Here is a 24369-nt window from a genome sequence, read left to right as displayed (position 1 = left end):
GCGTATTAGTATGGACACATTGGGTCTTCTGCAAATGGGTTATTATATACTGCAAAAGCCCTAGCCCTACTCCCCCCACAAATATTATTGTATTTGCATATGCCACATTTCCCTTCGAACCTACTATCCTTTATTTTTTTCAAAACCTCGGACTTTCTATAAATATCGACTAAACTCTCCTTCTTAACATTACCTAAATACAATGGTAAGAAGCCACTAGGATAGACATCACCATTATAACCTATGAAGATAACGCCAGCCCCGTCCCTAGTAGGCAAAATGCTCTTATCAGCTTCCTTTACTGGTTCACCTAATAATTCGCGTAATGTAGAAACCAGCTCATTATCGTTAGTAGTAGCTGGAGTATACTCAAGTTTAGCTCTCCTAAAGAAAGGTGCCTCAACAGTTCTCACAATTAAATCATATCTAGTGGCTTCAACTAGAAAATCTATAACATCTTTATATTTATCTCTAGGAATATCCAATTCAGTAGTTCCTCTACCCACTGGAATTAGAAAGAACACTTCCCAAATCTTTACCCCCATCTCTTTTAGCAATTTGACTACGAAAGGTAATTCACTATAACTCTTCTTCCAAACTAGGGTATTGACTTGAACTTGTATCCCGTATTTTAATCCAAGCTCTATTCCTCTTAAAGCGTATTTATAACTACCAAGTCCCCTTAACCAGTCATGAGTTTGCGAAGTAGCTCCGTCTAGGCTAATTGACATGTATCTAGCATAATTGCTTATTATCTTCATGGTCTCATCGTCTAAACGGTGAGAAGGAGAGGGTGCTATTGAAACTACTAATCCTAGCGACTTAGCGTATTCCATTAGTTCGAAAATATCACTTCTACTTAACGGATCACCACCGGTGAAAACTATAACAACCTTTCCAAATCTCGCTATATCTTCTAATAATTTTCTACTCTCTTCAGTATTAAGCTCACCTGGCAACGGCTTATCTATAGCGTTAGCTCTACAGTGTTTACAAGTTAATGGGCAGGCTTTAGTTACTTCCCAGAAGACTAAATGTGGAGCGTTTTCAAAGGGCATAATGGGTCATCTCCATAAACATCTCCATTCCAATAATACGCTCTAGCTCTATCTCCTCCTTTACACGCCGATTTATATTTACATTTATCACAATATTCCCCCCTCAAATACTTGTCCGTATTTATGAATAGGTCGGGAATATTCTTAATTATCTCCTTAAGCGGTTTTTCCCTAACGTTACCTAATTTGTAAAAGTCAATGAATTGACAAGGATAAACGTCACCATTTGGATATATTGATATCATCTTCCTTCCACATCCTCCACTATTTTCAACAAATTTCATGTACTTTTCAAGTTCTTCCTCATCTCTAGCCAACTTTTTAGCTATGTAAACTCCATCGAATTGTCCCAAGGTAGTCTCGATCTCTATCTTTCCACTTAGCTTAATTGCATAGTCAATCATTTTGTTTATGAAACCAACATATTCTTCTGGAGTATACATCCACTCCCTTAATTCCTTACCCCTCCCACTAGCTGATAAATGATAAAACGTTATTCTCTTAACTCCCAGTTCCAGGGCCAATTTCACGTATTCGTCTATCTGATGAATGTTTCTAGCCGTAATAGTAAATCTAAGTCCAACGTTTAGTCCAACGTTTATTGCATTTTTAATTCCCTTTACTGTCATGTTAAAGGCTCCATTTAGACCTCTAAATTTATCGTGAAATTCTGGATCGTAACTATCTAAACTTATACCTACGTAAGAGAAATCCAGTTCTTTTAATTTCTTCGCAACACTCTCGGTAATCAATGTGCCATTTGTAGATAAGGCTAATTTTATTCCCTTTATCCTAGCATATGATGCCAATTCAAAGAAATCCCTTCTCATTAATGGCTCTCCGCCGCTCATTATAATTAATGGAATTCTCATTTCAGCCATTTCGTCTATTAGCCTTAACGCCTCTTCTGTAGTTGACCCATCCTCACCTTCTGGTGACGCGTTAATATAACAATGAAGACATTTCAAGTTGCATTTCCGCGTGAGATTCCACGTTACCACTGGTCTAAATACGTCGCTGAATTTACTAGGTCTATCCTTATTATACTCACCCTTAATGTGAAATGAAACTGTACCAGCATTAGTTACTAGAACGCTTATTGGAATCATAATAATAAAAAGATATCTTAGTCATAAAAAAGTGATCCCTAATCTTTTAGCAATTATTTTCTTAAACGGGGTTGTTTTGCACAATTATCTTTTTAACTCTCCTACACTTCTGCAATAGTTTTAACTTATTAATATTTGGTGGTATTATAAGCTCATCAACATCACTTATTTCTTGGATGTATTTCTCCACATCATCATCCGAAATATTAACTAGGCTTAATTTCTTAATACCTTTAAATGCAATAGGCTTACTCGTTTGCATCATCTCTTCCTTGTTTACTGATAACTCGTCTATATCGGAAATTATTATTAAATTGCCTATTCCTTCCTTAAATCCTTCAATGAACGTTTTACCACTTTCAACTACTCCACTTGCAGTTCTTTTGGCAGCATCTGATAAATCTAAGAATGTTCTAAACGCTTGGTTCGTAACTTCCCCAATAGTCTTACCAGAAGATCTAGCAATTTCTGTTAGCTTTCTATATATTTTCTCATCAACTCCTCTTATTGTAATTGTTTTCTTTTTGTTTTCATTGTTTTCTTGACTCATGTGTTAAACATGTATTACAGACTTATAAATTCTTCCCAATTTGTTTGCTTTGTTGAATTCTTCGATTGAGTACTTACCTTGATATTTGCTCTTACTTTAATATAAATAATGGGATTTAACAGCCTTAATATAAAAATATTATGATCTTGAATATAATTCTTTTAAAAACTATCTAACCCTAGGATTTTAAATAAAATGCTTATTGTACTTAATAAAAATATAATTTCTAATCTAAATCTAGGATTTCAGTATGGTATGAGAAAGGATTAAATTCATTGAAGGCAAAGATAGATTGAAAGCTGAAAACTTTTATGAGAATGCGAAGAATTATTTCCTACAAATAACAGAATTTTAAAAAATGAATTTCTAAGTCTCTTTATTAGAGGACTACTCATAAACGTGTGTAGAGATAATATAAACGTTTTCATTTATTCTTCTCCGAAAGATAGGCGGAACTTTTAGGTGTGAGAGGTGTGTGGGTTCGCTCTTGACAGGCAATTAAACGCATCCCTTAATATTTTCCTCAAGATGTGTGAGTTTCCCCACATTCGTGGAATATCAAGGATGTGAGTTATCCCGTTAAAGGTACAGGAGTAATGAATGAGGCGATGCTTGGGACTCTGGTGAAGCCAAAGGGCTGAGGATTGATATTAAATATCATGAAATCCTATGAAGCCTAAACCCCTCCATATTATTATATGATACTTGAGAGATTAAAAAGAACGACATCTTAGTTGTAAGAGATAGAATGGGCTATGCGATAAAATTCGCATCTGATTAACACTACCCACATATCAGAAGCTTATTATACTTCTGCTTACTCAATACCTAATCTTGGGTAATTCAACAAAGAGATTACGCAGAACAAGGATTCACAACAACAAAACACAGAATATCATCAATGGACAAGCACTTCCCTGGAATTCAAATAAATTCACGATTACCCGTTGGCTCTCGACGTTCTTCTTGATATATAACCTATTTACACTCCAGTATATTTACTAGACAAAGAAGTGATAATAGATGTAAATATTCCAATTGAATGAAATTATTGTTCACACTCTTGTTGGTGATATTAAGCGCTTTTCAAGGCCGAGTCCTTTGTAGCTTATTGTGGATTAGACCCTGTTGTGGAAAGAAGCGGTAGGGCTGTGATAAGTAAGGGAATTCCCAAGAGGGGTAATAGATACTTGCGTAGCTTGTTTTATTTTCTTGCAGAGATGAATTACCATAGGCCCCAACCTTGCTGAAGTTCTACAAGTCCCACAAGGTTAAGCTTCACAGTAGGAAATTGCACACTGCTTTGGCTAGAAAGTTGGCTAGGATTATATGGAGTGTATGGTATAATAATAAGCCTTATGAGCCCAAATAATTAAAGAAACCCTTCCCCTTAATCACCACGTGGGTTGAAAGGACTCACGTGGCAACCTTAGTTGACACTATGCTTGAAGTTCAACCGAAATATTTATTACTGAATACCACAAGGCAATTACCATAATAAAACTTTAATAAGAATAAGGGAATAGGTAATTGTGTGATAGATCCAAAACTAATAATAAAGTTATTAGAAGATAGACAGAGACCTAGAGGTAGTAAGATAAAGGATGAAGACTTAAAGAGACTGGCCAAATTTGGAGAGGAGAATATGAAATTGCTGGAAGTGTTAGGCTGTTGGAAAATGGAAGGTGATATAATATATTACAAGACTGGTTGCTTAGGGAATTACTTTCAAGAATAAGTGAGCTGAAAGGTAGTGAAACAGATCGCTTTCTAAAATTTCTAGCAATTTTAAATACTCTTCTAGAAGATAAGGGTCTTGGTAGGATTATTATCGTTGGTGGTTTTGCTGTAGAATTATATTCTGGTAGAAGCTATAGAACAGGCGATGTGGATGTGATAGTAGAAGGTATAGCGGAAAACTTAGTACGGCAAGTATTAAAGGAGATATCGGATTTTGGGCTAAGAATATACTTACCTAAGATAAGGGAAATATCGGAAAAGGGAATTGACATAGTCGATAACGTTTATAATAAACGTAAATCTCCGCTTAAAGTACAAGTTGACTCTTATTACATCTATATTACTCCGCCGGAAGAGGTAGTATTAACTTACCTAGAAGCATGGAAATTCTGGAACAGTATTGAGGATAGAAATAAGGCTGTTCTTGTTTATTGCGCCCAACGGAACAGAATTGACGTTAATTACATAAATCTCGAAAGTGAGAGAAGAGGAGTAAAAGATTTCCTTGAGAGAGTGAAAGACTATTGTTAAATGAGTTATTAAGAATTGCTCCCTAATCTGCTTTGCTGAATACTTCAATTTTCTAAGATGTCAGACTCATCAATTTTTCTTAAATTCAAAATCGAACGTTGATTTAAAAGTAAGTTACACGTTAACTCAGATAAAAATTGAACTAATCCACAAAGCACCACTTATAAAAATGTTTAAATACTCCTTTTATGAGCGTGGAGATGGTGTCGCTATTAAGCTATTTATATTTGTATAACGAGTATTAGTTATGGGTAGGAAGGCTTTAGTTAGACAAGACGTTTCTTGTCCATCTTGTGGTTCTCATCATGTAGTTAAGTGTAGTTAGGTAGGCAGAGGTATTTGTGTAGGGATTGCGGTAGGTACTTCTTGGGTGATGCTATTTACCATTCTAGGGAGTTGAGGGAGGAAGCTTTAAAAATGTATTCTAATGGTGTGAGTCCTAGTCTTATGGGAGAGAAGGTTAATTTCATAATTTATAACATAATGACTACGCTATCACACATTCAGATATTTTTTTTGTAAAATGAATTTAAGGTCTATCGTAAAGTACTACATGATTTCTTAGAGAATTATGGGATTGAATAGAGTGAAAACATAGTTTCGTCTCAAGGAAATTAGGATATGTATAATAATAGGTTTATCAAATTAATTTTTAAGATTAACATGATTTATTAGATATATTCTTACGAAAAAATATATAATCATTCTCCTCACCCTTTTCACATATGAAAGCAACACTCTTAATACCACTCTTGCTAATTAGTTTCTTTGCTTCTCCTCAACTCTTTCCTTCAAATGTTAGTTATGTTTTTGTTACTAATAATCTAATAGGAGTAGTGTATCATATTCAAAACACAACACAACTTTTCTTAATGAATTTAAGTGGTTATACGATTAAGTTACCTTTAGAGGGGATAGCACATCTTTACTCTTACTCTAACTACTTGCTGGTTTTTGTAGAACCTTATTTTAATGTAGTCTCAAATTTCATGACGTCTTTTCTTTTAAATGGTACAACAGTTTATGTGATAAATACATTAACCATGAAATACTATAAGCTAAATCTTAAGGAGTTAAGTGTAAATGTAAATAACTTTTATGGTGACAATGATGGAATTTATGCTTTTAATGTAGCAAGCAAAATCTTATCAACTACAAATGAAGAAGTTTACGGTTACACAGTAGTTATACCTAAAGTTGAAATAATCATAAATGCATATAACTTAATAACCAATTCTACTAGAACAATATCATTTGTTACAACTGGTCTACCGTTGTCCTTTGAGAAGGATGGCTAAAATTTCACAGGCAAACCCTATGCTGTTCTCAACCCTAATAATAACTTCCTCTATATCATAACGGCAAATAATAACCTCCAATACATTATTAACGTCATAAATCTAACTTCTGGTGGAGTAAGCGAGTTTAATGTTAGTTTTAATGGGGAGATAGCAGATTTAACTCAAGACTACCTAACGTTCTATAATACCTCTGAAGTAATGCTCTATAATCCTATAAAGAATATTACTATTTCATATCCATTCTTATCTCCAGGATTAATAAGTATTTCTTGTGTTCCATCTACACCAAATCTTTATCCGCTAATAACTTACACCAATAAAAGCAATAATACCCTTGTCTCAACAATATTATCTTTTACCAATGGTGGAAAAAACATTTCCATAGATAATATTCCCCTTATATTATCCTGTCCAGCAATTACAGTAAGCGAATTAATTGATACGAACAGTCTTAAAATACCTTTTTCCACTACCCCCAATGAAATTAAATTAAATTCAGTTCCAGTAAGTATTAACGGAAATGTTGTGCCATCAGTATCTGAGATTTACATCTTCGAATCTTCAGTACTTCTAAAAACCTCAAATGGCTATTTAGTTTATAATGATGGAAAATTAATTAATGGTCAAGTAGTATCCGGCGTGGTTATTACCAACAGTAGCAACGTGAATTATGCCTACGAAAATGTTTTAGGGGTAAACCAGCCAATTATTTTAATGAGTACGATCATAATTGGAGGCAAACCTTATTATATACCTGGGGGCAAATACATTGTCGGAAACATAGGCAATAATGTAGTTCTTTATGGAAATGGAGAGATAAGCGTTATGCAAGTTAATGAATCAGAAAGTGGAATTCATGTTAATACACCAGAACTATGGCTTAATATTGGAATAACTGCATTCATAACACTCGTATTATTAATAGTGATAATTCCGCTTATTAAATTATTAAGAAAAAAAGGTGGTAAGTAAGGAAATGAGAAACTTCTATAACATATAATCTTTTTTCCTGATAAACATGAAGGAGATTAGAAGAAAGATCCGAAACAATTTTAGTGGAGATATGTCAGGAATAACAAGAAAAATTTTTATCAATTTTAGTTTATTATTTGTTATTGAATTCTATAAAAATTAATCTGTTAGCTAAAGACTATATCATTTATTCAGCCTAACTATATAATAAAATAGTAGAGCACTTATTAATGATATTGTACCGTAAATTAGTGGGTAAAGAAGTACAACTAGAAATGGGTTAATTCCAATTAGTTGTCCAATTATTTCTGCTATTTTACTAACAGCGTTTATAGGGTAAATTAGATATAGGGAAAGTGAGGATAAGAATCCTATGAGAAAACCTCCTATCGCTGAATACTTTCTGCTTAATAATCCTAAGGGTATTCCTATAGCTACTGCTGTAAATGGATACAATACAAAAATTTGCATTATATATGCTAATAGTATTGACGAAATGATAATGTAAATCGTATTTGTACCTTTCATTACTATTACGCCTCCAATGTTATTTTTGCTATTATGGTATAATTATATCCTGAATAGGAAATATATTTGAAGGATAACCATAGGGGTAATTGATTCTCTCTAAACGCGCTAACTAGACTCTCTGAAGGACCACCTGGGAATATTCCATAGAATTGTGAAGAGTAAGGTGAAGCTATAAACCTAAGCGATGAACCTACTGTTACATAAGGTAAAGGAACTGTGGGAATATAAGGAGTTGAACCAACTGCAAGCGTATGAGGATCACCAAATATTGGAATAGGGCCAACGGAAAGCGCCTTTAATCCCAATGGGTTGTAAATTTCTAAGAAATGTACTCTTCCCCAATACCATTGGCTTATATTATCTCCTAAATTCTGTTCTAATAACGAGATCGCTTTAACAAACGATTGCCTAACTAAGTTAGTGAAGTTTCCATTAACCCAAATTGATGTAGGATCGTATTGTGCAATATATATGAAGTCAGGTACAATATAAGGTATACTAGCTATATCTAATATGTCTAAACCCATTTTATTAAGTATTTTCGCAATGCTATTATTCACCATTTCGGCAACAATATAAGTATATATTGTAGGCGCTACCTCGTTTTGGTAAAATGTGAAGTTCCAATTACGTAGATAGTTAAATGCAGTTCCTTGAATACTGCCATTCGTGTTATTGACCATAGCCTTTATTATAAGGGGAGTAAGTAATGATGCCCAATAATCGGTAACGTTGGATTGCAATTTCATCATATCACTAATGTTAACACTTCGTTGATACTCTAAATAATGATAAATATCTTCAGCTCTACCACCGGAGCTCCAGAATCCACCAATAAATGGAAATGGATAATTTATCCAAACAGTGGGTTGATTAGGTGCAAAGGCGAACCCCCTTACAGGGTCAAATGTCTGCGGCAAGTATTTGAAGGGTATATAACCAATTGGTTCGTACTTCGTAACAGTACCGTTTAATGGCGTTCTTGCACCCACTACCAATACGCTTTTACCATTAGGTAAAGTCTCATTTATAAGTGGATACAGCCCAGCTACAATTATTCCTGCATGATGCTTACTTACAATTGCCAAGTTCTGTGGGGGAATTACCCAATACTTTGCTGCATTTATTAAATCATTAAAGGACGTTGAATTATCTAAAAGAAGTATGGAAATTACTGTAAGAATCGGCTCTTTCCACGCAGACCAATACAGACTTATTCCGTAGTTCTTATACCTAGCTACTAGTGGTCCATTATTAGTATAGTAAACGGTATACGTTCTGCCCATTAATGTGTAATTATACTCATTCATTTGATACCATTTACCATTATAATAATACTGACTTCCATTCACTATTTCCAGATAAGCGTCTGAAGAACTCCCTTCTGGTGTCGTTAATCCCCATGCAGTGTAGGCGGTATGTCCTATTAGAACCCCTGGTATACCAACCAATGACCAACCGGTTACGTTAAACGCAGGGGCTATAAGTTGTAATGGAATCCAGACTGATGGATCAAATAAAGGTAAATGCGGGTCGTTAGCCAGTATCGGACCTTGAGTGGAAAAATCAGAAGTTATAACCCATGAGTTGCTTGCAAATTTCGGAAACAAGATAAAAGGATCTGAAATGTTCAGTATGGCATACTTCATTAGTGGTACTAGATCTTTAAACTCATCTTTATTTATGCCAGTAGCCCATGATTGATACCAGTTTAGCGACCATAAATACTGAGGTGAAATCCCTTGATCGGTTAAATTATAACCGTTAACTGTACCATCCCCAGGGATGACAGTAAGATTTCCATCTATGAAATGAGGATAATATGGATTAATTTCGTTGATTTCTGAATAGTTGAAGTATGTGTAAAGTAGTGCCGATTTAAGTTCATCATTAAATCCTGAAGTTAAACTCCAACCCATATATTCCCCAAAAGCTAACGAATAATCTGGTGACCAATAATAAGGTCTAACATTTAATAACTTGAACTCTAAGGGTAAATCCCTATAGTTTAAAGTATTTATATAATCATTAACACCTTGAGAGAAGGCTTCCAGATATGAGTAAATTGTTGGATAGTTGTGCTTTAAGTATTGAGCACTCATTATTGCATTCTGCGGTATTCCTATTAAATGCATCGCGATATCCGAGGATAACGCTTTCGCACCAACCCAAGAGCTTAAATTTCCCATAGCTAAAAGGCCAAATAATTCTATTTCAAATAATCTTTGACTAGCTTCGTAATAACCTTCAGCGAGAAAGAGATCATGAAGATTGTTTGCGTAAATATGAGCTATTCCATTACTATCTATGTATATATTTACGTTACCACTTAAGCCAGGGATGGAAACGATTTCGTTTAGCATATTTACGTTACCAGAGGAGTACCAAATCCCAAGAAAGGGATTTAAAATAGATAAAGATGTCGTAAAAATAGAAAGAATTACTAATAAAGTCACTAATGCACCTATCATGAGGTAATTATATCCCTTCAACTACTACACCTCCTTCTTATCATACTTAAATTATGTAAATTCCATAAAAAAGTTTCCACAATAGAGGTGTGTGTTTTTGCATTAACCTTGCATTTTGCAAGTTTTCAAATCTCTTTAAGAGGCTTCACAGCCAGCCTCTCAAATGGGTTTTTATCCCATTAGTGTCCCTGGGCTTATCTTGTTTTACTCCTTACTTGTTTATTTCATTTTCTCTTGTAATACTTAATTTTGTTTATAATCTAGTTTTGCGTGAATTCCCTATATAGGTTTATTAGTCGGGGAGAGTAATACTCTCCTCGACTGGGGAAACATGGTCGACGTGAGTTCTGAAGCAAAGTCTTCGGCTACGGGCGTGACTAACCCCTACCGTCGGACTGAACATTGTGATAAAATTCACGAATATAGGTGTGACAAAGAGGTAGGGGTAATAGGAATAGATATATCAAAAGAACATTTAATAACTAGCAGGGGGAGGGTGAGAAAATACGAGAACAACTTGAAGGGTTATGAGGAAATCCTCAAGATGAAACCTTGCGTAATAGTCCTAGAGCCTACCGGAGTATACGCAATAAGGCCTTCACAATACTTCAAGGAGAGAGGGGTAAGAGTACTACAAGTCAGCCCAAACGTGTTATCAAGGGAAAAGGAGTTTAGGGGAAAGAAAACAGATTTTTACGACGCAGAAAAATTAGAAAACATGGTTAACAAGGCTAAGGAGTACGATTACAACCCCTTAAAGGAAATGACAACACTCTACCTCTTCCTAAACGGTAGACCCAAAATCATATTACAAATATAAATTCAACATTAAACCTCATATTTTTTCTTAATAAATAAAAGAATATATTTTATTATACTCATAATCAAGAGCATTAAGAATAATGTATTAAATAATCAATGTAAATAAAACAGATTCTATCATATACATCTTTATCATTTTCTAATATTATAATAATATTCCTCAGTTAATTGTGTGGAAATATAAAAAATCTAATATGGTACTTGGAAATTTATAAAAATTATCATATAATTATCTAACTAATTACATTAAATCGTTACGAACTACTAATAATGAATAAAAATTATTTTTACTAATTAGATTTTGGGTCTACCGTAAAGGACATAGAGACGAAATACAAGAATAGGTTAAAGAGGGCACTATTCCTAGTAAGTGATAACGATAAGGTAAACAAGGATAGGTTGGAAAGACTTGCAAAAGGAGATTTTACACGAGAAGAGCTCTACCAACTTGAATATACGCCAATAGTGCTTGAGGAGATCAAAATCTTGGCTAAAAACCTTCTTGAGATTCAAGAGAGGTTGAAGGAGGTTAGGAGGATGATTGAAGGGCAAGTTCCTCAAGATCATGTCCTATTAACGATACCGGGTGTTGGGGGGCTTGCAGCTGGTATTATTATTGGTATTGTTGGTGATATTAGGCGTTTTCCTAAACCAGAGTCCTTTGTGGCTTATTGTGGTTTAGATCCCGTAGTGGAGAGGAGCGGGAAGGCTGTGGTAAGTAGGGGGATTTCCAAGAGGGGTAATAAGTACTTGCGTAGCTTGTTCTACTTTTTAGCAATGAGGAGTTATTCTAGGAACCCAACCTTATTGAAGTTTTATGAAACACACAAGGATAGGTTGAAGGGTAAGAAGTTGTATGTCGCTTTGGCTAGGAAGTTGGCAAGGGTTGTTTGGAGTGTTTGGTATAATAATAAGCCTTATGAGCCTAAATAGGTGAATCCCTCCCCCGAATCGCCACGTGGGTTGAAAGGACCCACGTGGCAATGTTAGCTAATACTATGCTTGAAGTTTGAGCGAAAGATTTATTACTGAACGCCACTACCCTCCCATCCACTTTTATCACTCCCACCCTCGTGAGCAGTCATCAGTTAGGGAGATCATTAATAAAAAATACATTGTAATACTATATAAACATTACTTAATCAAAACGATATTTAGAAGTAATTAAAAATAACGAGTGGTTACGTAAAAGAGTTACAGTCTTGAAATACTAGTTTGTTAAAAAAGTATTCAGCCACTATCATACCCTCTTATTAACATAACCCAATGTCCTATAAAAATTTTATATAAAAAATATTACTAATTACAAAATTATTTAACTAATTCCTTTAAAGATTTAATTATTTTTATTTTATCTTTGATATCTATTTCCTCTAAATTATAACCGTATCTATTAACGTAAATTGCTTGTAATCCAGCATTACGTGCTCCAGCTATGTCCCAAGGGTTAGAGGAAATGAAAATTGCTCCCTCTACTAATTTATAGACATCTTTAGCTGGTTTATACTTTTTAACTTTCTCAGCAGTGATAATCTCATCAAAATATCCTAATAAATTTGAATTTCTCAATAATTCTCTGATCATCCACTCGTCACCATTAGTTAACGTTACTTTTCTTGCATTTATTTTAGACAGAGCCTCTACTACATCTTCGTAAGGTGTAAGATTGAGCCATGTTTTCATTGCTTTATCCACATCTATGGAGACGTTAAACTTCTTCATGGCATATATTAATGCCTTTCTTGTAATTTCCCAGAAACTCTCATATCTACCCATAATCGTTAAAAGCCATGTATATTCTAGTTGTTTTCTTCTCCATTCCTTTACCAGTTCTATATCTTTAATTTCATCAACTATGCTATTAACGTCAAATAACGTACCATATACGTCAAATGCGTATAGCATTATTCCTTCACACTATAATTGGATAATAACCTTCATTAACTAATTCTGCTATGCCAAGATGATTATCTTCATTTCCTATTAATCTTATTCCAATTTTCTCAATTTTTTCTTTACCTCCTATATGTGAAGGAGACGCACAATAGCCACATGCCCCGTAGATGAGTCCTTCTTTAACAACAAGGTCTATATATTTTCTTAAATTCTCGTTCTCAACTGCCTTAATTCCACCACCATCGAAATATATTAAAACTTCGTGTCCATTTTTCTTTAATTCAATAGCATATAGTATTGCATGAGCTACTTTTGCCATGTTGCTCCTACTTTCTGTAGGATCGGTTAATACGGAGATTAGATATTTCATAGTTAAGAATGATCTCACGGCATTTATGAGATTAAGTCAAAAATCCTTTTATAACTTAACGTTAAGTTTATTGTTAAATGTTAAAAACATTTTTGACAAATGCTTATATTATAAATAGTATAGCAAAATCACATGGGAACATTTTCATTTAAATGCAAAGATGTAGGTCAAAGCTGTGAATTTGAGGTAAGTGGTGTTAAGTCTGAAGAGGAATTAATGTCGATTTTAAAGATACATGCTGAAAAAGAGCATGGTATTAAAGAAATCACACCAGAAATGATGCAAATGATACGAAATGCTATTAAGATGAAATGAATAAGATTTTAATTTTTTATTCGATTTCATATATATAATAGTCATATTTAATTGATAATGCAAATTTTTTGTTTTCCTCTAATGCATTCCTTACGCGTTTAATTATTGATGTATAATTTTCAGTAACACCAATAAGAAGAGTCTTATTAACGTCTGAGAATTTCAATATTTTTAAATCATCAAACTCGTTCATTTTATCGTCTGAGAATACTGAAAACATTAAAATATTACTTTTCTGTAAATCTATAGCGGGAATTTTCTTTATTAAACCGCTACTGTATAACTTTTTTATCTTACTAGAAATTTTTCTTATACTAAGATTTAACTTAGTTGCCAGTTCATTTAATGTAACCGTTGGATCATCTCTAATGTACGATATAATTCTCCTATCAATAGGATTATCACGGATTGAATCGTTTATACGTATTTCCATATATTTTTCACCTCTTGTAATAGAGAGTATTTTCCTTTCATTTTCCTCTAATTCTACCACATTTTTTCCAATAACTTCATATATAGTGTAACCTTCTATACATGAAAACTTAGACGCTATAAAAGGAAACTCATAACCATTGTCGTATCCTTTGATAACTATAAAAGAGTGTAGATATCCTAAAAGATTAGGATTCACATATATCTTAAAACCCTTAATTATTCCTTGCTTTTCAAGATTTTTTAATCTGTAATGTACAGCTTGAGGCGAAATATTAAGTATTTTTGATAGATATTGTAAAGAATCATTACCCTTAAATAATTCAACAATAATGCGCTTATCTATTCTGTCCATATCATTGTTTTCTCCATATTAGCTTAAATAGTTCACTCGGTATTGGAAATTAAATTGAATAATAACTTTAACATAAACGACCTTAATTACATCGAAAATCGTAATTATTATAACTACTAGCTAAATGTACGACTATACATTGCAAATTTAGCTAAAGTTTTTTGATAAAAGTATTTATATGTAATTATTAAGTTAGAATATGTGAAGACAAATGGATGATAATAATAAAGAAAATATCAGACCAGGAAATATTATAATTTCTTCGATAATAGGTGGAATCTTGGGTGGTATAGTAATGGTTATAGTGCTAATGATAGGAGCAATGACCTTAAGTCTTCCTCCAACGGCATTTCCTATGGTAATGGGTATGGCTCTAGGTGCATCAATAAATAACGCTATAATAGTTGGTGTAATTGCACACTTTGTGGTCAGCATAGTATAGGTGTAATATTTGGTGCGATTGTATCATATATAAGACCATTAAATCTTAAATCCAGTAAAAAAGCGTTAGGACTTGGTTTAGCCGCGGGTTTAATTGTTTATCTAGTAGCTTTCATTCCAGTTGCCATGTTTATGTTTGCACCAGTAATGATACATATGATGGGATCAAGTGCCGCAACAATATTGCCTGACGTTCTTGGAATAGCAGTTATTGGCCATATATTATATGGCCTTATTTTGGGAATATCTGCATTCAAAATAGGGGTCAGACTTTCATAGGGTTTCATAATATTTCATTATTAGCTATATTTAATTCATTTATAATTTAATAAAAATGTAGATTATACTATTCGCAACCTATAAGATTAAAGCATTTACTACTTTTATAGAACTCTTTAATTTTCTTAGATATTAAGACAGCAACTCTTTTACGTAACTACTCGTTATTTTTAATTACTTCTAAATACCGTTTTTGGTCAAGTAATGTTTATATAGTATTACCGAAGTACTTTATATTGATGATCTCCCAACTGATGACGGGCACTGCTCACGAGGGTGGGAGTTAAAAACCGGATGGGAGGGTATTGGTGTTTCCCTCGACTAACCCCAATGATTTAAGGGTGACTGTGTATGATCCCTTAGGTGCCCGTGGCGGAATTGGATAAGTTACGCCACGGGTAAACACTTTTATGCAACACCACTTGAAAAATATTCATGAGAAGTTTTGTATACCAATATAATAATTGGTAAAACCTCCAGTTGCGTACATCCCGTTAAGTATATTTTTGCCCTTAACTAGGTAATTTATGATGGAAGAGTTAATAAAAAAAGCTGAAGAGATGGGAATTGATGTTGAGGATTTAATAATTACAGCAATGTCGAGGAAAGACCCTCAAGAGGGAATAAAGCTTAGACTTACCCTAGCTAGGAAATATATGGCCGAGGCCGAGGAGTACTTAAAGAAAGGCGATTCGGTACAGGCTTCTGAAAAAGTGTATAAGGTTGCTGAGGAAGTAGTTAAAGCTTTAGCGGAGAAGTTTAATTTGCCAGAGTATCAACAAGCTGTTAAGGAAGGGAGATGGTATGCTTACACTTTAGGTAGTGCATCGGCCTCTCTGTCAAAAATGTTGGGTGAATGGGTAGTTAATGGGTGGAGTAGTGCATATTTCCTTCACGTTTGGGGTTTTCACGAGTCTAAACTCAGTGTAACTGATATAATCCCTTACCTAGAAGGGGTTAAAAAATTGCTAGAGAACGCTGAGAAGGTATTTGGGAGCTGAAATTGTAATTATCTACATTCTATTTCTCCCACATCTTTTCTAAACAGCTTACTGACTTCCTTATAAAACATTTTAGTCAGATCTGACTGGGGCGTAGGCCGTTTTGGGCCTAAAGCTCGATGAGGAGCTTAACCTCCTCTGAACCGGAAGTGATAGAGTAGATTTCCCGCTCCTCCTGACGCCTAGTACTGCTAAAACGTTTTTGGGATTGATAAGTTTGCTAACAACTCCTCCTTAGGCACATCTCTGGGTATTGCCCTACTCATTAAGTTTTCTGCATCCTCTCTTTGTTCCTTCAGAACGCTTTTTATTTCCTCAACGTTCACGCATAATATGAGTTTTTTGCATTTTTAAACTTTTGGAGTATACTCCAAAAGTTAATCGGAAGAGTTATGGAGTATACTCCAAAACTAAATCTGGAGAGTAGTTCTATTTAATTAATACTCTTTATTAAGTTATAATGAAAAAACGAACGACAAGCCTCGCCCCTTCTAGGAAGGACATCTTGGTTGAGGGTGTTAGTTCTGCTAGGCTTCCGGTTGAGGGGTTAAGATTAGGGAAGGTAAGGCTTCAGCAACGACTTTGAGGGGTGCTGTGATAGAGGTCTTCTTCCTTAACCTCTATCGTGATCTTGAAGTACTCTTAACGAGGATTAGGACAAGGGTGCTAGTTAATTAACAAGGCTTACTTACTAGTTTTAGTTGTGAATATAACAAATTTTATTGTAAAACTGTACAATTATTTGTATAATATTTATTAATACATATTATATAATCTTTTATAGTTGAATATAATGAATAATTTTATTGTAAGAAATATTATAGTTAAGATAATTTTTCAATTTTGCTCAAGTTGGATAGCGTCTCGTGTACAACTCCTTGTGAACCCTTCCTAATACTCCCTTCTCTTCCGGATTTGGAACGTTTTCCTTAACCAAAAGAGGACGAAGCGGAGTGCCTTTACGTAGTTATTAACGAGGGCTAGGAGAGTTCAAAGAGGGCAACCTTCATTGAAACAGTAGCTCTGATCGCTTTAACCCTCCTAGCCATTAAAAGAAATTAGAAAAAGAAGTATAAGGGGGCTATCCATCCCTTGAAGAGGCTTTCCGCCCCTAATCCTCCTTTTTCCTGTAATTAGCTTATATTACATTTTACTGAAGTAAGTTTTATATTACTTTGTTAGTAAGATAAAAGTATGAAGATAGTAACAATAAAAGTAAAAGATGAGTACTATGAAATAGCCGAGCAGATGGTTGAAATGGGTTTGGCTAAATCTAAAAACGAGGCATTTAACTTAATTATACTATACGGCATAAATAGGGCTGTAGAAGAAATAGAAAGGAAAAAGAAAGTTAAAGAGTTGACCGAAAAATGGTTAAAAGAAGGTTTACCTTTCGAGTTACCTACATCTAACGACGTCATAAGTGATAGAGAATGAAATATTATATAGATACTAGCCTTGCAATAGCTTTAGCCAATGAAAAAGATCCGAATCATGAAATGGCTATAAAGATGTACCCTAAGGATGGTAAGAAGGTGGTTAGTAAACTAGTCTTGGCAGAGTTATATTCAGTTTACTCTAGAAGAATGAAGATTTCCGATGAGGAGCTAGAGGCTTTGGTTAATTATACCCTTAGTAAGTGCAAGTGCGAAATTGAAGAAGTAGATTTTGATAGAGTAATCGACTTTGCAATAAAGATTTCTAATAAAATAAAGCTTAAGACGTTGGATCTTTTACATTTATCAATAAGCACAATCTTACAAAGTGAAATACTAAGTCTTGATGAGGAAATAATGAAAGCTAAAAATAAGTTAAAATGAGTGTTCTTATAGTTAACATTCTTTAGCTTAAAGAACTTTTATTTATCTTTTTCTGTTCATTCAATTCTTGCACTATCTCTGAATTTAATTATAAAAGGATTCAAGTATTCATAATCTGATACCTTTCTGCTTCTTCTTTAGCTTTACAAAAATTGAGGGTTAAAGGGCGGAAAGCTAAGGGATGGATAGCCCCTTTATAGAAAGTTTAAATATCTCTTTTTCCCCAAGATCTTTCAGTAACGCTAATGACGCTCCTTATATAAAACATATTAGTCAGATCTGAGTAATACAGATCTGACTGGGGTGTAGGCCGTGACGCTCCTTGGGCTTAAAGCCCGATGGGGAGCTTGGCCGCCTCCAATTCGAACCGGAAGTTGGGCAAAAAGCCCGAATAAAACATAAGGGTGAGTACAATTGGAGGCACCCAGTTGCAGGAATAGATGTATCAAAAGATAAATTAATTATGTATTTTCAAGGTAAACTCTACGAGTTTACTAATGATAGGCAAGGGTTTGAGGAGATAAGGAAGATCTTGCCTAAGGGTTGCAAAGTGGGTATTGAGAGTACTGGAGTTTACCACGTTAACCTAGCAAAGTACTTGATGGGTGAGTATAATGTTAGGATTATTAATCCCTTTATACTCAAGAAGTTCAAGGGTTTTAGGGGTAAGAAGAGTGATAAGAATGATGCTAAAAAGCTAGCAGAAATAGTTGTAAGTATGGGTAGTGGGTTTGTAACAAGTGATGCTAGGGAGTTGACTAGCCAGTGGGATTTTGTTACTAGGAGTATTGCTAGGGTTAAGAATAGGTTGAGGAGGGATTTGGTACTTTTAGGCTATAGGGATAGTTTGTCAAAGAGGAATTTGGAGGAGGTTTTGAGGGGTGGTGGGGATAGTGTTGTCTTGGCTGAGGTTTCTTTTGGAGGAGCTTGAGAGGCTTGAGGGTAGGAAGAGGGAGATTGAGAAGGAGCTTGAGGATTTTGTTCCCAAGGATAGTTTGATTTTCACCATTCCCGGTATTGGTAAAACCTTGGGTTGTATTATTTTGGCTAGGGTTGGTGATGTTAGGCGCTTTAGTGATAAGAAGAGGTTTGTTGCTTATTGTGGTCTTGTTGTTGAGTCTAGTGGTAAGAGTGTTGTCTCAAGGGGTATATCCAAGAGGGGTGATGCTGTTTTGAGGAGGGCTTTTTATTTGGCAGCTTTGACTGCTATTAAGGTTAATCCTGTTATCAAGCGTTTTTATGAGGAGCACAAGGGTAGGTTAAAGGGTAAGAAGTTGATTGTTGCATGTGCAAGGAAGTTGGCTGTTATTACTTGGGCTGTGCTGTATTATAATAAGCCCTTTGATGCTAGTGAGTAAAGCAGGTTTCATTGCGTAAGTAGTGTGAATTATGCTCGATTTTCAAGGAAAGTTTTTATACCGGAAGCTCCGCTTTAGACTGAATACCAGTGAGGAGATGTTGAGAATCAGGTAGTTTGCTGACTATAATAGTTTCTCCCTTCTTTAATGAAGTTTTCTAGACTTATTAATTTGCTTCCATATTTATCGTCTTTCACGGGGATCATAACCTTCATCTCAATACCTTGTTTTGCAGCTTCGTTTATTCTACCTATTATCCTATCTAAGTCAAGTAGTACAGCTATTGGTTTCATTACGGCCCAAATTCTATTACTTAGTTTTGAATACTTTTTAAGATCAGACAATTCATCGTTGGGTTCAATACCAATACTAGTTTTAGCATCAACTACTAGATTAGGGGTCAGTATATCTGGCTTTAAATCATCAATATATTCTTCGACATGAATTTCATCCACTTTAATTTTCTCTATCTCTATTAAGTGTTTGATAGCGACAGCCTTAAGATTCCTATGTAAATCAGACTCCTTTTCTCCTTCAACATCTTTACATATATAATTATTATCTAGCCACGATCTAGCTTCAATTAATAAGTTTTCATAAGGCTCCCTTACATTAGCTAAGGCATCATAAGTTTTTAGATTAATTTGAAATCCAGAGGACAAATATGCTAAAGTAGAAATTACTTCTCTAGATAGATCTTCTTGAATTACTTTTGCTTTTCCTCCTATTATTAACTTAAATTCGTCGTATAAACATTTTGGCATTATAATTATTGAGTATTTGTAACCCATAATACCATTTAGAGAATTTTGTAGCGCTTTTTTTACATTATCATTAGCTTCACATAGATCCTTTTTAGAACGAAAATTCCAGCAGCAATGCCAACATTTGGCACGCGCCAATCCCTACTTAAATCATCTTTATTAGAAATTGTAATAGGGTTTGTTTCATACCCATTAACTGACGCAATTTCCGTAGCTAAGTAAGCTAACGAATCTTCAATACCAGGTTTATTTTCATCATAAACAATAATCGTCGTTCCACGATCGGATGCATATACTAGAGACGCCATTTTTTTAAATCCTCCAAGAAAGTTAGTGTCTAGTTGAATGTATTTAGGAACTCCATTCCGATTTATAGATATGGTATTTATATTTGCAGGTTGATTTAAAACTCCCTTAGACCTATTTACAACCGATGTTTTCCTCTCTCTCATTTTTTGTTGAAGCTCTGCCAAACTTATGGGTTTTCCGTATTTATCTATTATGGTATAATTATAATGCCTTGTTTTTATATCAATTTTAAATTTTTCCCTAAATTTTTCCATTAACCTGTTGATAATCGGGTGAAACTCTAGCTCATCGTCATTAGTGAACAATTGTACATATTCCTCATTGGAAGATCCCTCAGATTTTAATCCAAAAATTTTAGGCGGTAAAGTTATAATTGCGACTGACTTTGGATCTAAATAAGTAATAGTATTATCCAGAAGTAGTTCGTTCAAAACGTGTGCAGTTACGGGAAAGTTTAAAGTATCTAATGTTATTATAAGATTAGGTTTGTTGTAATCCAAATAAATATAATTCAATACCGGCATAAGCTTGACATTTAACTGTTGCGAGTTTAACAAACCTAAAGAACTTAGTATTTGCTGTATATCACCATATATTTTATCTAAAATATTTTTACATTCAGTGTAATTATTACATACAGATAATGAATTAAGTAAAAAGAAAGTTTTAAGATCAGAAAAATCAAATTTGTGTTTAATACCGTTACATATTTCTGAACTGAATAAACTGGATAAAGCTTGTGGCGGTATGTTATATAAATTAGAAAGAATGTTTATTATTTTGCCAACTTTAACAAAACGTCTAAGTTCACAAAGTATTTTAAACCATTCTTCGTCCTTTAACTCATCTTTTAATCCGTTAATTATTTGTAGATAATAGTTATTATACAGTTTTTTAAAATCTTGCATCCTATCAACTTCATAAATATCTACTAGGGATCGTATTGTTAAGACTTCTTTTCTATCTTTATCATCCATCAAAAAATTTGTGAATTCCCAGAAGTCATTTTTATTCATAAAAATAAATAGACCCATTCTATCTGTCTTGCGTAAATAATTTAAAATAAAATTGTAGATACATTCCCTTATACTCTCGAAATCTTGTTTTACTTTTTGAATATTATTTGTTACTTTAGGATAGACCTCCTTAATTCCTCGTGGAGTATCCGCTTCAAGATGAATAAAATAGTGATCAGAGAAGTAAGGATCTAATTGACGTAACTTATCAATAACATTTTCTATGTTAGCTAAAAGAGCTGATAGGCACTCATCTCCCCACGCGAGATAAGATCTTTCTTTAATTATGCCATCTAATATTTCTCTCTTATAATCACTATATTTTTCTTCTTTACCTAACATTTCAATATAATAAAGATAAGGATAGTCATCCAAATCGAATTTTATATTTCCAGTTTTTGAACTGCCATGCATAACATTATTAGCTATATTTTGCCTAGAAGGAAGTATGGAACTATTAATAGGTTGTCGAGGAGGTAAATTACCTTTAACTTTGCTGATTATATCTCTTTAATTGATATTTTGTTCTTTGGAGGTTCATCACTATCTTCACTTGCGCGTCCGATATAATCCTCGTCTTCATAAAATTTCTTCTTCTTACTTTCTTCACCTTCTCGCATAATTATCTAATAAAAACTTTTATAAGATCTAATATTTAAAGTTTCAAGGGAAGTGTGCCTTGTAGTTCTCTTCAAAATTATACAAAAATTTAGATAATTACATATCTTGTAGATTAGTTGAAATTTCTCATAGTCATAACTCAAAATCTAATCTTTCGTTGAGTTAAAGTTGGCTATCATTTTTTAAGAAAAAGAAAGGAAACAAAATCTTAATAGTTAATGTTAGAAGGGTAAGATATGCATGTCGCCGAATACCCTTTATCAACATACTTACCTAGAGATATAGTTTACTTTGACGGTAAGTCGGCTACGTTACCCTAAGTCCATTATAGTAGGCTTACTAAGCCCCCATCCTAAGATCAGAAACACTAACGAGACGTTCTCTAATTTAAAACTTGGTAGTAAAGAGGTTGAGACATTTAAGAATTACATCCGTAACATCTTTGTTAAATCTGCCTAGGTTTACGCTAATTTTCATTGAAATTCTCAGTCTAAAATATTATACGACTAGTTAAGCTAATTTTTGTCCACTCATAAATTTTAATCAATACAAAAAGTTCATTAAGTTAAAAATTTTTGTAATTCTTTTTTCACATCATTTATTGTAGGTCTATCTTTCGGATTTGGGGAAGTCATTTTTAACAAGAACTTCTCAAATGGCGAGCTAGCCCTATTTAAGAGTTCTTGATAATATTTTTCATAATCCTTTCTAATATCTACACTAGTTTGCACATTAGTCGGATTAAAGCCCTTTATACCCCTATATATCGCATATAATGATGCGCCAAGAGAGAACACGTCCATACTAGGATCTGCCTTACTTATTACATCAAATTGCTCTGGCGGTGCGTATGCGGGTGTTAATTGTAGTATGTTCTCTCCAATCTTTCTAGCGGAACCTAAATCCCCTAACTTTACGACTAATTGGCCAGTGTTAAGTAAATTCAAAAGTTCTTCTGCAGTATTTACATTAACCTTCTTAGAAAGAAGGAAGTTGCTAGGCTTTACGTCCAAGTGGACGTATCCCTCGTCATGAATCACCTCTAAGGCGTTTGATATCTCAAGGCCTATTTTAGCGACAACCTTCTCCCAACGAGTTGAGTAAATTAACTTATCCTTAACTATTTGCCATATATTACCTCCTTCCATGTATTCCATTACTATTGCTGGCGGGTAGTCAAGATATATTGTTAAATCGCCATTATATATCATTTTTATTCTATTCAAGTCCACGTAAATTGCAAAGATCTTTACTAGATTTTTAGACTTATTAGAAAGTGCTATTAGATTTGATGACTCGTCGTATATATCTTTATATAGTCTGATCGCTTGCACACTAGTATTTTGAGTTGGAGAAGGTGGTAAAATCTTATAAATTTTCATTGCGTAAAGTGAGTTCTTATATTCAACCTTATACACCGTAGAGTTCCCACCCTCACCTATCTTCTCAAGTAATTTATAACCATATATTGTTCTACCTACCCAAACATTACCTTGAGTGGTTGAAGGGCTTGTTTGGCTGATAAATAACGTTTGAATTATATTTGAAAATTCAGTATCTCTAAAAAGTTCATAAGAACTTTTTGTCATAAGATAATTCAATAATTTAATAGCAGTTTGTAAATCTATTGGATTAATAAAATTAGAATATTTCAATATATAATAGATGTTATTGAAATTGTATATTAATGTGTTGTTATTGAAATATACCAATGACTGCCTTATATCTGACAAATCCAAATTCAACAATAGACTCCATATCTTTATTATTACAATAAATGTAGTTTGAGATAAAAGTCTTGAAGTAATTTTAGGATCAAGATTATTCATGAAAACCTTTACTGAATCTGTTTCTCGAATTGTCAAACAAGTAGCGTAAGTTATTTCTACATTTAATTTTTCATCTATTAGCATTAATTCGCATTCTAAAGGCTCATTATTAACATTAAAATGATCTGTTGTTATCTGGACATAAGGAGTTAAAAATGGAGGATTTGAAAATTGTACTTTACCTATAATATAAGCATAAATCAGCATAAATATTTATTAGGAAAAAAGTTCTTAAAAATTTTTATGGTTAGATATTTACATTTTATAGGTGAGGGAGAAATAAGGGATCAATGGTATGCAGCACTAGTAGAATACTTTAGAGCGAAGAACATAGATAATGTAAACATTCCAGAAATGCTAGTAGGGAATCAAAATCAAAGATCTGACTTAGTTACTTATATATGTAATAATGGGTATTGCAGTCCTCTCTTTTTATTCGAATTTAAAAATGAGCTAAAACGGGGAGGGATTTCTCATT

General features: G+C 33.8%; 20 protein-coding genes and 9 pseudogenes. 16 read left to right on the top strand and 13 right to left on the bottom strand.

Annotated features, from left to right (window positions below):
* Nucleotides 1–5 precede the first annotated feature (5 nt).
* The 3 genes from YN1551_RS09045 to YN1551_RS09035 all read right to left on the bottom strand — a co-directional run bounded on the left by YN1551_RS09045 (nucleotide 6) and on the right by YN1551_RS09035 (nucleotide 2717).
* Nucleotides 6–1058, bottom strand: a complete 1053-nt coding sequence (locus tag YN1551_RS09045) for a TIGR04053 family radical SAM/SPASM domain-containing protein (RefSeq protein WP_010923531.1) — start codon at nucleotides 1056–1058, stop codon at nucleotides 6–8.
* On the bottom strand, nucleotides 1031–2167 hold the full coding sequence (locus YN1551_RS09040) for a radical SAM/SPASM domain-containing protein (protein WP_012713069.1): 1137 nt from the start codon (nucleotides 2165–2167) through the stop codon (nucleotides 1031–1033). Before YN1551_RS09040 ends, YN1551_RS09045 begins: the two co-directional genes overlap by 28 nt.
* Nucleotides 2168–2228: 61 nt before the next feature.
* Nucleotides 2229–2717, bottom strand: a complete 489-nt coding sequence (locus YN1551_RS09035; RefSeq protein WP_010923533.1) for a hypothetical protein — start codon at nucleotides 2715–2717, stop codon at nucleotides 2229–2231.
* 439 nt (nucleotides 2718–3156) lie between these two features.
* Between YN1551_RS09035 and YN1551_RS18100 the strand changes: the two are divergent.
* The 7 genes and pseudogenes from YN1551_RS18100 to YN1551_RS09020 all read left to right on the top strand — a co-directional run.
* Nucleotides 3157–3390: pseudogene (locus YN1551_RS18100) on the top strand (RNA-guided endonuclease TnpB family protein); the annotation flags it as partial.
* Nucleotides 3391–3564: 174 nt separating this feature from the next.
* A pseudogene (locus YN1551_RS15925) lies at nucleotides 3565–3763 on the top strand (IS6 family transposase); the annotation flags it as partial.
* A 4-nt stretch (nucleotides 3764–3767) separates the two neighbouring features.
* Nucleotides 3768–4089: pseudogene (locus tag YN1551_RS16595) on the top strand (transposase); the annotation flags it as partial.
* Between the two features lie 162 nt (nucleotides 4090–4251).
* A complete protein-coding gene (locus tag YN1551_RS09030; protein ID WP_010923534.1) occupies nucleotides 4252–4455 on the top strand; it encodes a hypothetical protein in 204 nt (67 codons plus the stop codon).
* Nucleotides 4428–4988, top strand: coding sequence for a DUF6036 family nucleotidyltransferase (locus YN1551_RS09025; RefSeq protein WP_010923535.1), 561 nt, complete (start codon nucleotides 4428–4430; stop codon nucleotides 4986–4988). The genes YN1551_RS09030 and YN1551_RS09025 overlap by 28 nt, the downstream gene beginning before the upstream one ends.
* Nucleotides 4989–5235: 247 nt before the next feature.
* Nucleotides 5236–5477, top strand: a pseudogene (locus YN1551_RS17490) (IS1/IS1595 family N-terminal zinc-binding domain-containing protein); the annotation flags it as partial.
* A 236-nt stretch (nucleotides 5478–5713) separates the two neighbouring features.
* Nucleotides 5714–7261: pseudogene (locus tag YN1551_RS09020) on the top strand (hypothetical protein).
* Between the two features lie 183 nt (nucleotides 7262–7444).
* Here the strand turns inward: YN1551_RS09020 and YN1551_RS09015 are convergent.
* Together YN1551_RS09015 and YN1551_RS09010 are read right to left on the bottom strand one after the other, a co-directional pair.
* Complete coding sequence (locus YN1551_RS09015; protein WP_010923537.1) at nucleotides 7445–7789, bottom strand: hypothetical protein; 345 nt, start codon at nucleotides 7787–7789, stop codon at nucleotides 7445–7447.
* A 5-nt stretch (nucleotides 7790–7794) separates the two neighbouring features.
* Nucleotides 7795–10263, bottom strand: a complete 2469-nt coding sequence (locus YN1551_RS09010; RefSeq protein WP_012717600.1) for a penicillin acylase family protein — start codon at nucleotides 10261–10263, stop codon at nucleotides 7795–7797.
* Nucleotides 10264–10594: 331 nt separating this feature from the next.
* Here YN1551_RS09010 and YN1551_RS09005 point away from each other — a divergent pair.
* Both YN1551_RS09005 and YN1551_RS09000 read left to right on the top strand, forming a co-directional pair.
* Nucleotides 10595–11050, top strand: a pseudogene (locus YN1551_RS09005) (IS110 family transposase); the annotation flags it as partial.
* Nucleotides 11051–11397: 347 nt separating this feature from the next.
* Nucleotides 11398–12018, top strand: a pseudogene (locus YN1551_RS09000) (IS110 family RNA-guided transposase); the annotation flags it as partial.
* A 378-nt stretch (nucleotides 12019–12396) separates the two neighbouring features.
* On the opposite strand, the gene YN1551_RS08995 reads toward YN1551_RS09000, so the two are convergent.
* Nucleotides 12397–12990, bottom strand: coding sequence for a haloacid dehalogenase type II (locus YN1551_RS08995; RefSeq protein WP_012717599.1), 594 nt, complete (start codon nucleotides 12988–12990; stop codon nucleotides 12397–12399).
* Between the two features lie 7 nt (nucleotides 12991–12997).
* A complete protein-coding gene (locus YN1551_RS08990; RefSeq protein WP_012717598.1) occupies nucleotides 12998–13351 on the bottom strand; it encodes a hypothetical protein in 354 nt (117 codons plus the stop codon).
* Nucleotides 13352–13483: 132 nt separating this feature from the next.
* Between YN1551_RS08990 and YN1551_RS08985 the strand changes: the two genes are divergently transcribed.
* The gene (locus YN1551_RS08985; RefSeq protein ID WP_012717597.1) at nucleotides 13484–13666 is read left to right on the top strand and encodes a DUF1059 domain-containing protein; all 183 of its coding nucleotides are present in this window, start codon (nucleotides 13484–13486) and stop codon (nucleotides 13664–13666) included.
* Between the two features lie 16 nt (nucleotides 13667–13682).
* On the opposite strand, the gene YN1551_RS08980 is transcribed toward YN1551_RS08985, so the two are convergent.
* Nucleotides 13683–14453, bottom strand: coding sequence for a winged helix-turn-helix transcriptional regulator (locus tag YN1551_RS08980; protein ID WP_012717596.1), 771 nt, complete (start codon nucleotides 14451–14453; stop codon nucleotides 13683–13685).
* A 211-nt stretch (nucleotides 14454–14664) separates the two neighbouring features.
* On the opposite strand from YN1551_RS08980, the gene YN1551_RS17485 reads away from it, so the two are divergent.
* The 3 genes from YN1551_RS17485 (at nucleotide 14665) to YN1551_RS08970 (ending at nucleotide 16174) form a co-directional block, all read left to right on the top strand.
* A complete protein-coding gene (locus YN1551_RS17485) occupies nucleotides 14665–14895 on the top strand; it encodes a hypothetical protein (protein ID WP_012717595.1) in 231 nt (76 codons plus the stop codon).
* A gap of 125 nt (nucleotides 14896–15020) precedes the next feature.
* On the top strand, nucleotides 15021–15173 hold the full coding sequence (locus YN1551_RS17480; RefSeq protein WP_012717594.1) for a hypothetical protein: 153 nt from the start codon (nucleotides 15021–15023) through the stop codon (nucleotides 15171–15173).
* A gap of 530 nt (nucleotides 15174–15703) precedes the next feature.
* Nucleotides 15704–16174: a PaREP1 family protein gene (locus YN1551_RS08970; protein WP_048052316.1), complete on the top strand. Its 471-nt coding sequence runs from the start codon at nucleotides 15704–15706 to the stop codon at nucleotides 16172–16174.
* Between the two features lie 191 nt (nucleotides 16175–16365).
* On the opposite strand, the gene YN1551_RS17880 is transcribed toward YN1551_RS08970, so the two are convergent.
* Together YN1551_RS17880 and YN1551_RS15905 are read right to left on the bottom strand one after the other, a co-directional pair.
* Nucleotides 16366–16500 carry a hypothetical protein gene (locus tag YN1551_RS17880; RefSeq protein ID WP_012717592.1) on the bottom strand — a complete coding sequence of 45 codons (135 nt, stop codon included), beginning with the start codon at nucleotides 16498–16500 and terminating at the stop codon, nucleotides 16366–16368.
* A 536-nt stretch (nucleotides 16501–17036) separates the two neighbouring features.
* Nucleotides 17037–17223 (bottom strand): annotated as a pseudogene (locus YN1551_RS15905) (RNA-guided endonuclease TnpB family protein); the annotation flags it as partial.
* 145 nt (nucleotides 17224–17368) lie between these two features.
* Here YN1551_RS15905 and YN1551_RS08960 point away from each other — a divergent pair.
* The 3 genes and pseudogenes from YN1551_RS08960 to YN1551_RS08950 all read left to right on the top strand — a co-directional run bounded on the left by YN1551_RS08960 (nucleotide 17369) and on the right by YN1551_RS08950 (nucleotide 19352).
* Nucleotides 17369–17611, top strand: coding sequence for a hypothetical protein (locus YN1551_RS08960; protein WP_012713089.1), 243 nt, complete (start codon nucleotides 17369–17371; stop codon nucleotides 17609–17611).
* Nucleotides 17608–17994 carry a type II toxin-antitoxin system VapC family toxin gene (locus YN1551_RS08955; RefSeq protein ID WP_012717591.1) on the top strand — a complete coding sequence of 129 codons (387 nt, stop codon included), beginning with the start codon at nucleotides 17608–17610 and terminating at the stop codon, nucleotides 17992–17994. The genes YN1551_RS08960 and YN1551_RS08955 overlap by 4 nt, the downstream gene beginning before the upstream one ends.
* 463 nt (nucleotides 17995–18457) lie before the next feature.
* Nucleotides 18458–19352: pseudogene (locus YN1551_RS08950) on the top strand (IS110 family RNA-guided transposase).
* 107 nt (nucleotides 19353–19459) lie between these two features.
* On the opposite strand, the gene YN1551_RS08945 reads toward YN1551_RS08950, so the two are convergent.
* The 3 genes from YN1551_RS08945 to YN1551_RS08935 all read right to left on the bottom strand — a co-directional run bounded on the left by YN1551_RS08945 (nucleotide 19460) and on the right by YN1551_RS08935 (nucleotide 24098).
* Nucleotides 19460–20116, bottom strand: coding sequence for a hypothetical protein (locus tag YN1551_RS08945; RefSeq protein WP_048052315.1), 657 nt, complete (start codon nucleotides 20114–20116; stop codon nucleotides 19460–19462).
* Nucleotides 20117–20175: 59 nt separating this feature from the next.
* Nucleotides 20176–21855, bottom strand: a complete 1680-nt coding sequence (locus tag YN1551_RS08940) for a hypothetical protein (RefSeq protein WP_012717588.1) — start codon at nucleotides 21853–21855, stop codon at nucleotides 20176–20178.
* Between the two features lie 767 nt (nucleotides 21856–22622).
* Nucleotides 22623–24098: a serine/threonine-protein kinase gene (locus YN1551_RS08935; protein ID WP_012717587.1), complete on the bottom strand. Its 1476-nt coding sequence runs from the start codon at nucleotides 24096–24098 to the stop codon at nucleotides 22623–22625.
* Nucleotides 24099–24369: the final 271 nt, after the last annotated feature.

The organism is Sulfolobus islandicus Y.N.15.51 (assembly GCF_000022485.1).
Lineage (GTDB): Archaea > Thermoproteota > Thermoprotei_A > Sulfolobales > Sulfolobaceae > Saccharolobus > Saccharolobus islandicus.
This window is presented reverse-complemented; position numbering and strand designations above follow the sequence as displayed.

Coding starts and splice junctions, on each gene's coding strand:
- YN1551_RS08970 (WP_048052316.1), top strand. CDS start 15,704: ATGGAAGAGTTAATAAAAAAAGCTGAAGAGATGGGAATTGATGTTGAG.
- YN1551_RS17480 (WP_012717594.1), top strand. CDS start 15,021: ATGTTTATGTTTGCACCAGTAATGATACATATGATGGGATCAAGTGCC.
- YN1551_RS09015 (WP_010923537.1), bottom strand. CDS start 7,789: ATGAAAGGTACAAATACGATTTACATTATCATTTCGTCAATACTATTA.
- YN1551_RS08940 (WP_012717588.1), bottom strand. CDS start 21,855: ATGCATGGCAGTTCAAAAACTGGAAATATAAAATTCGATTTGGATGAC.
- YN1551_RS09010 (WP_012717600.1), bottom strand. CDS start 10,263: ATGATAGGTGCATTAGTGACTTTATTAGTAATTCTTTCTATTTTTACG.
- YN1551_RS09035 (WP_010923533.1), bottom strand. CDS start 2,717: ATGAGTCAAGAAAACAATGAAAACAAAAAGAAAACAATTACAATAAGA.
- YN1551_RS08935 (WP_012717587.1), bottom strand. CDS start 24,098: ATGCTGATTTATGCTTATATTATAGGTAAAGTACAATTTTCAAATCCT.
- YN1551_RS08945 (WP_048052315.1), bottom strand. CDS start 20,116: ATGCCAAAATGTTTATACGACGAATTTAAGTTAATAATAGGAGGAAAA.
- YN1551_RS09045 (WP_010923531.1), bottom strand. CDS start 1,058: ATGCCCTTTGAAAACGCTCCACATTTAGTCTTCTGGGAAGTAACTAAA.
- YN1551_RS08980 (WP_012717596.1), bottom strand. CDS start 14,453: ATGGACAGAATAGATAAGCGCATTATTGTTGAATTATTTAAGGGTAAT.
- YN1551_RS08990 (WP_012717598.1), bottom strand. CDS start 13,351: ATGAAATATCTAATCTCCGTATTAACCGATCCTACAGAAAGTAGGAGC.
- YN1551_RS08960 (WP_012713089.1), top strand. CDS start 17,369: ATGAAGATAGTAACAATAAAAGTAAAAGATGAGTACTATGAAATAGCC.
- YN1551_RS09040 (WP_012713069.1), bottom strand. CDS start 2,167: ATGATTCCAATAAGCGTTCTAGTAACTAATGCTGGTACAGTTTCATTT.
- YN1551_RS08955 (WP_012717591.1), top strand. CDS start 17,608: ATGAAATATTATATAGATACTAGCCTTGCAATAGCTTTAGCCAATGAA.
- YN1551_RS08985 (WP_012717597.1), top strand. CDS start 13,484: ATGGGAACATTTTCATTTAAATGCAAAGATGTAGGTCAAAGCTGTGAA.
- YN1551_RS08995 (WP_012717599.1), bottom strand. CDS start 12,990: ATGCTATACGCATTTGACGTATATGGTACGTTATTTGACGTTAATAGC.
- YN1551_RS17485 (WP_012717595.1), top strand. CDS start 14,665: ATGGATGATAATAATAAAGAAAATATCAGACCAGGAAATATTATAATT.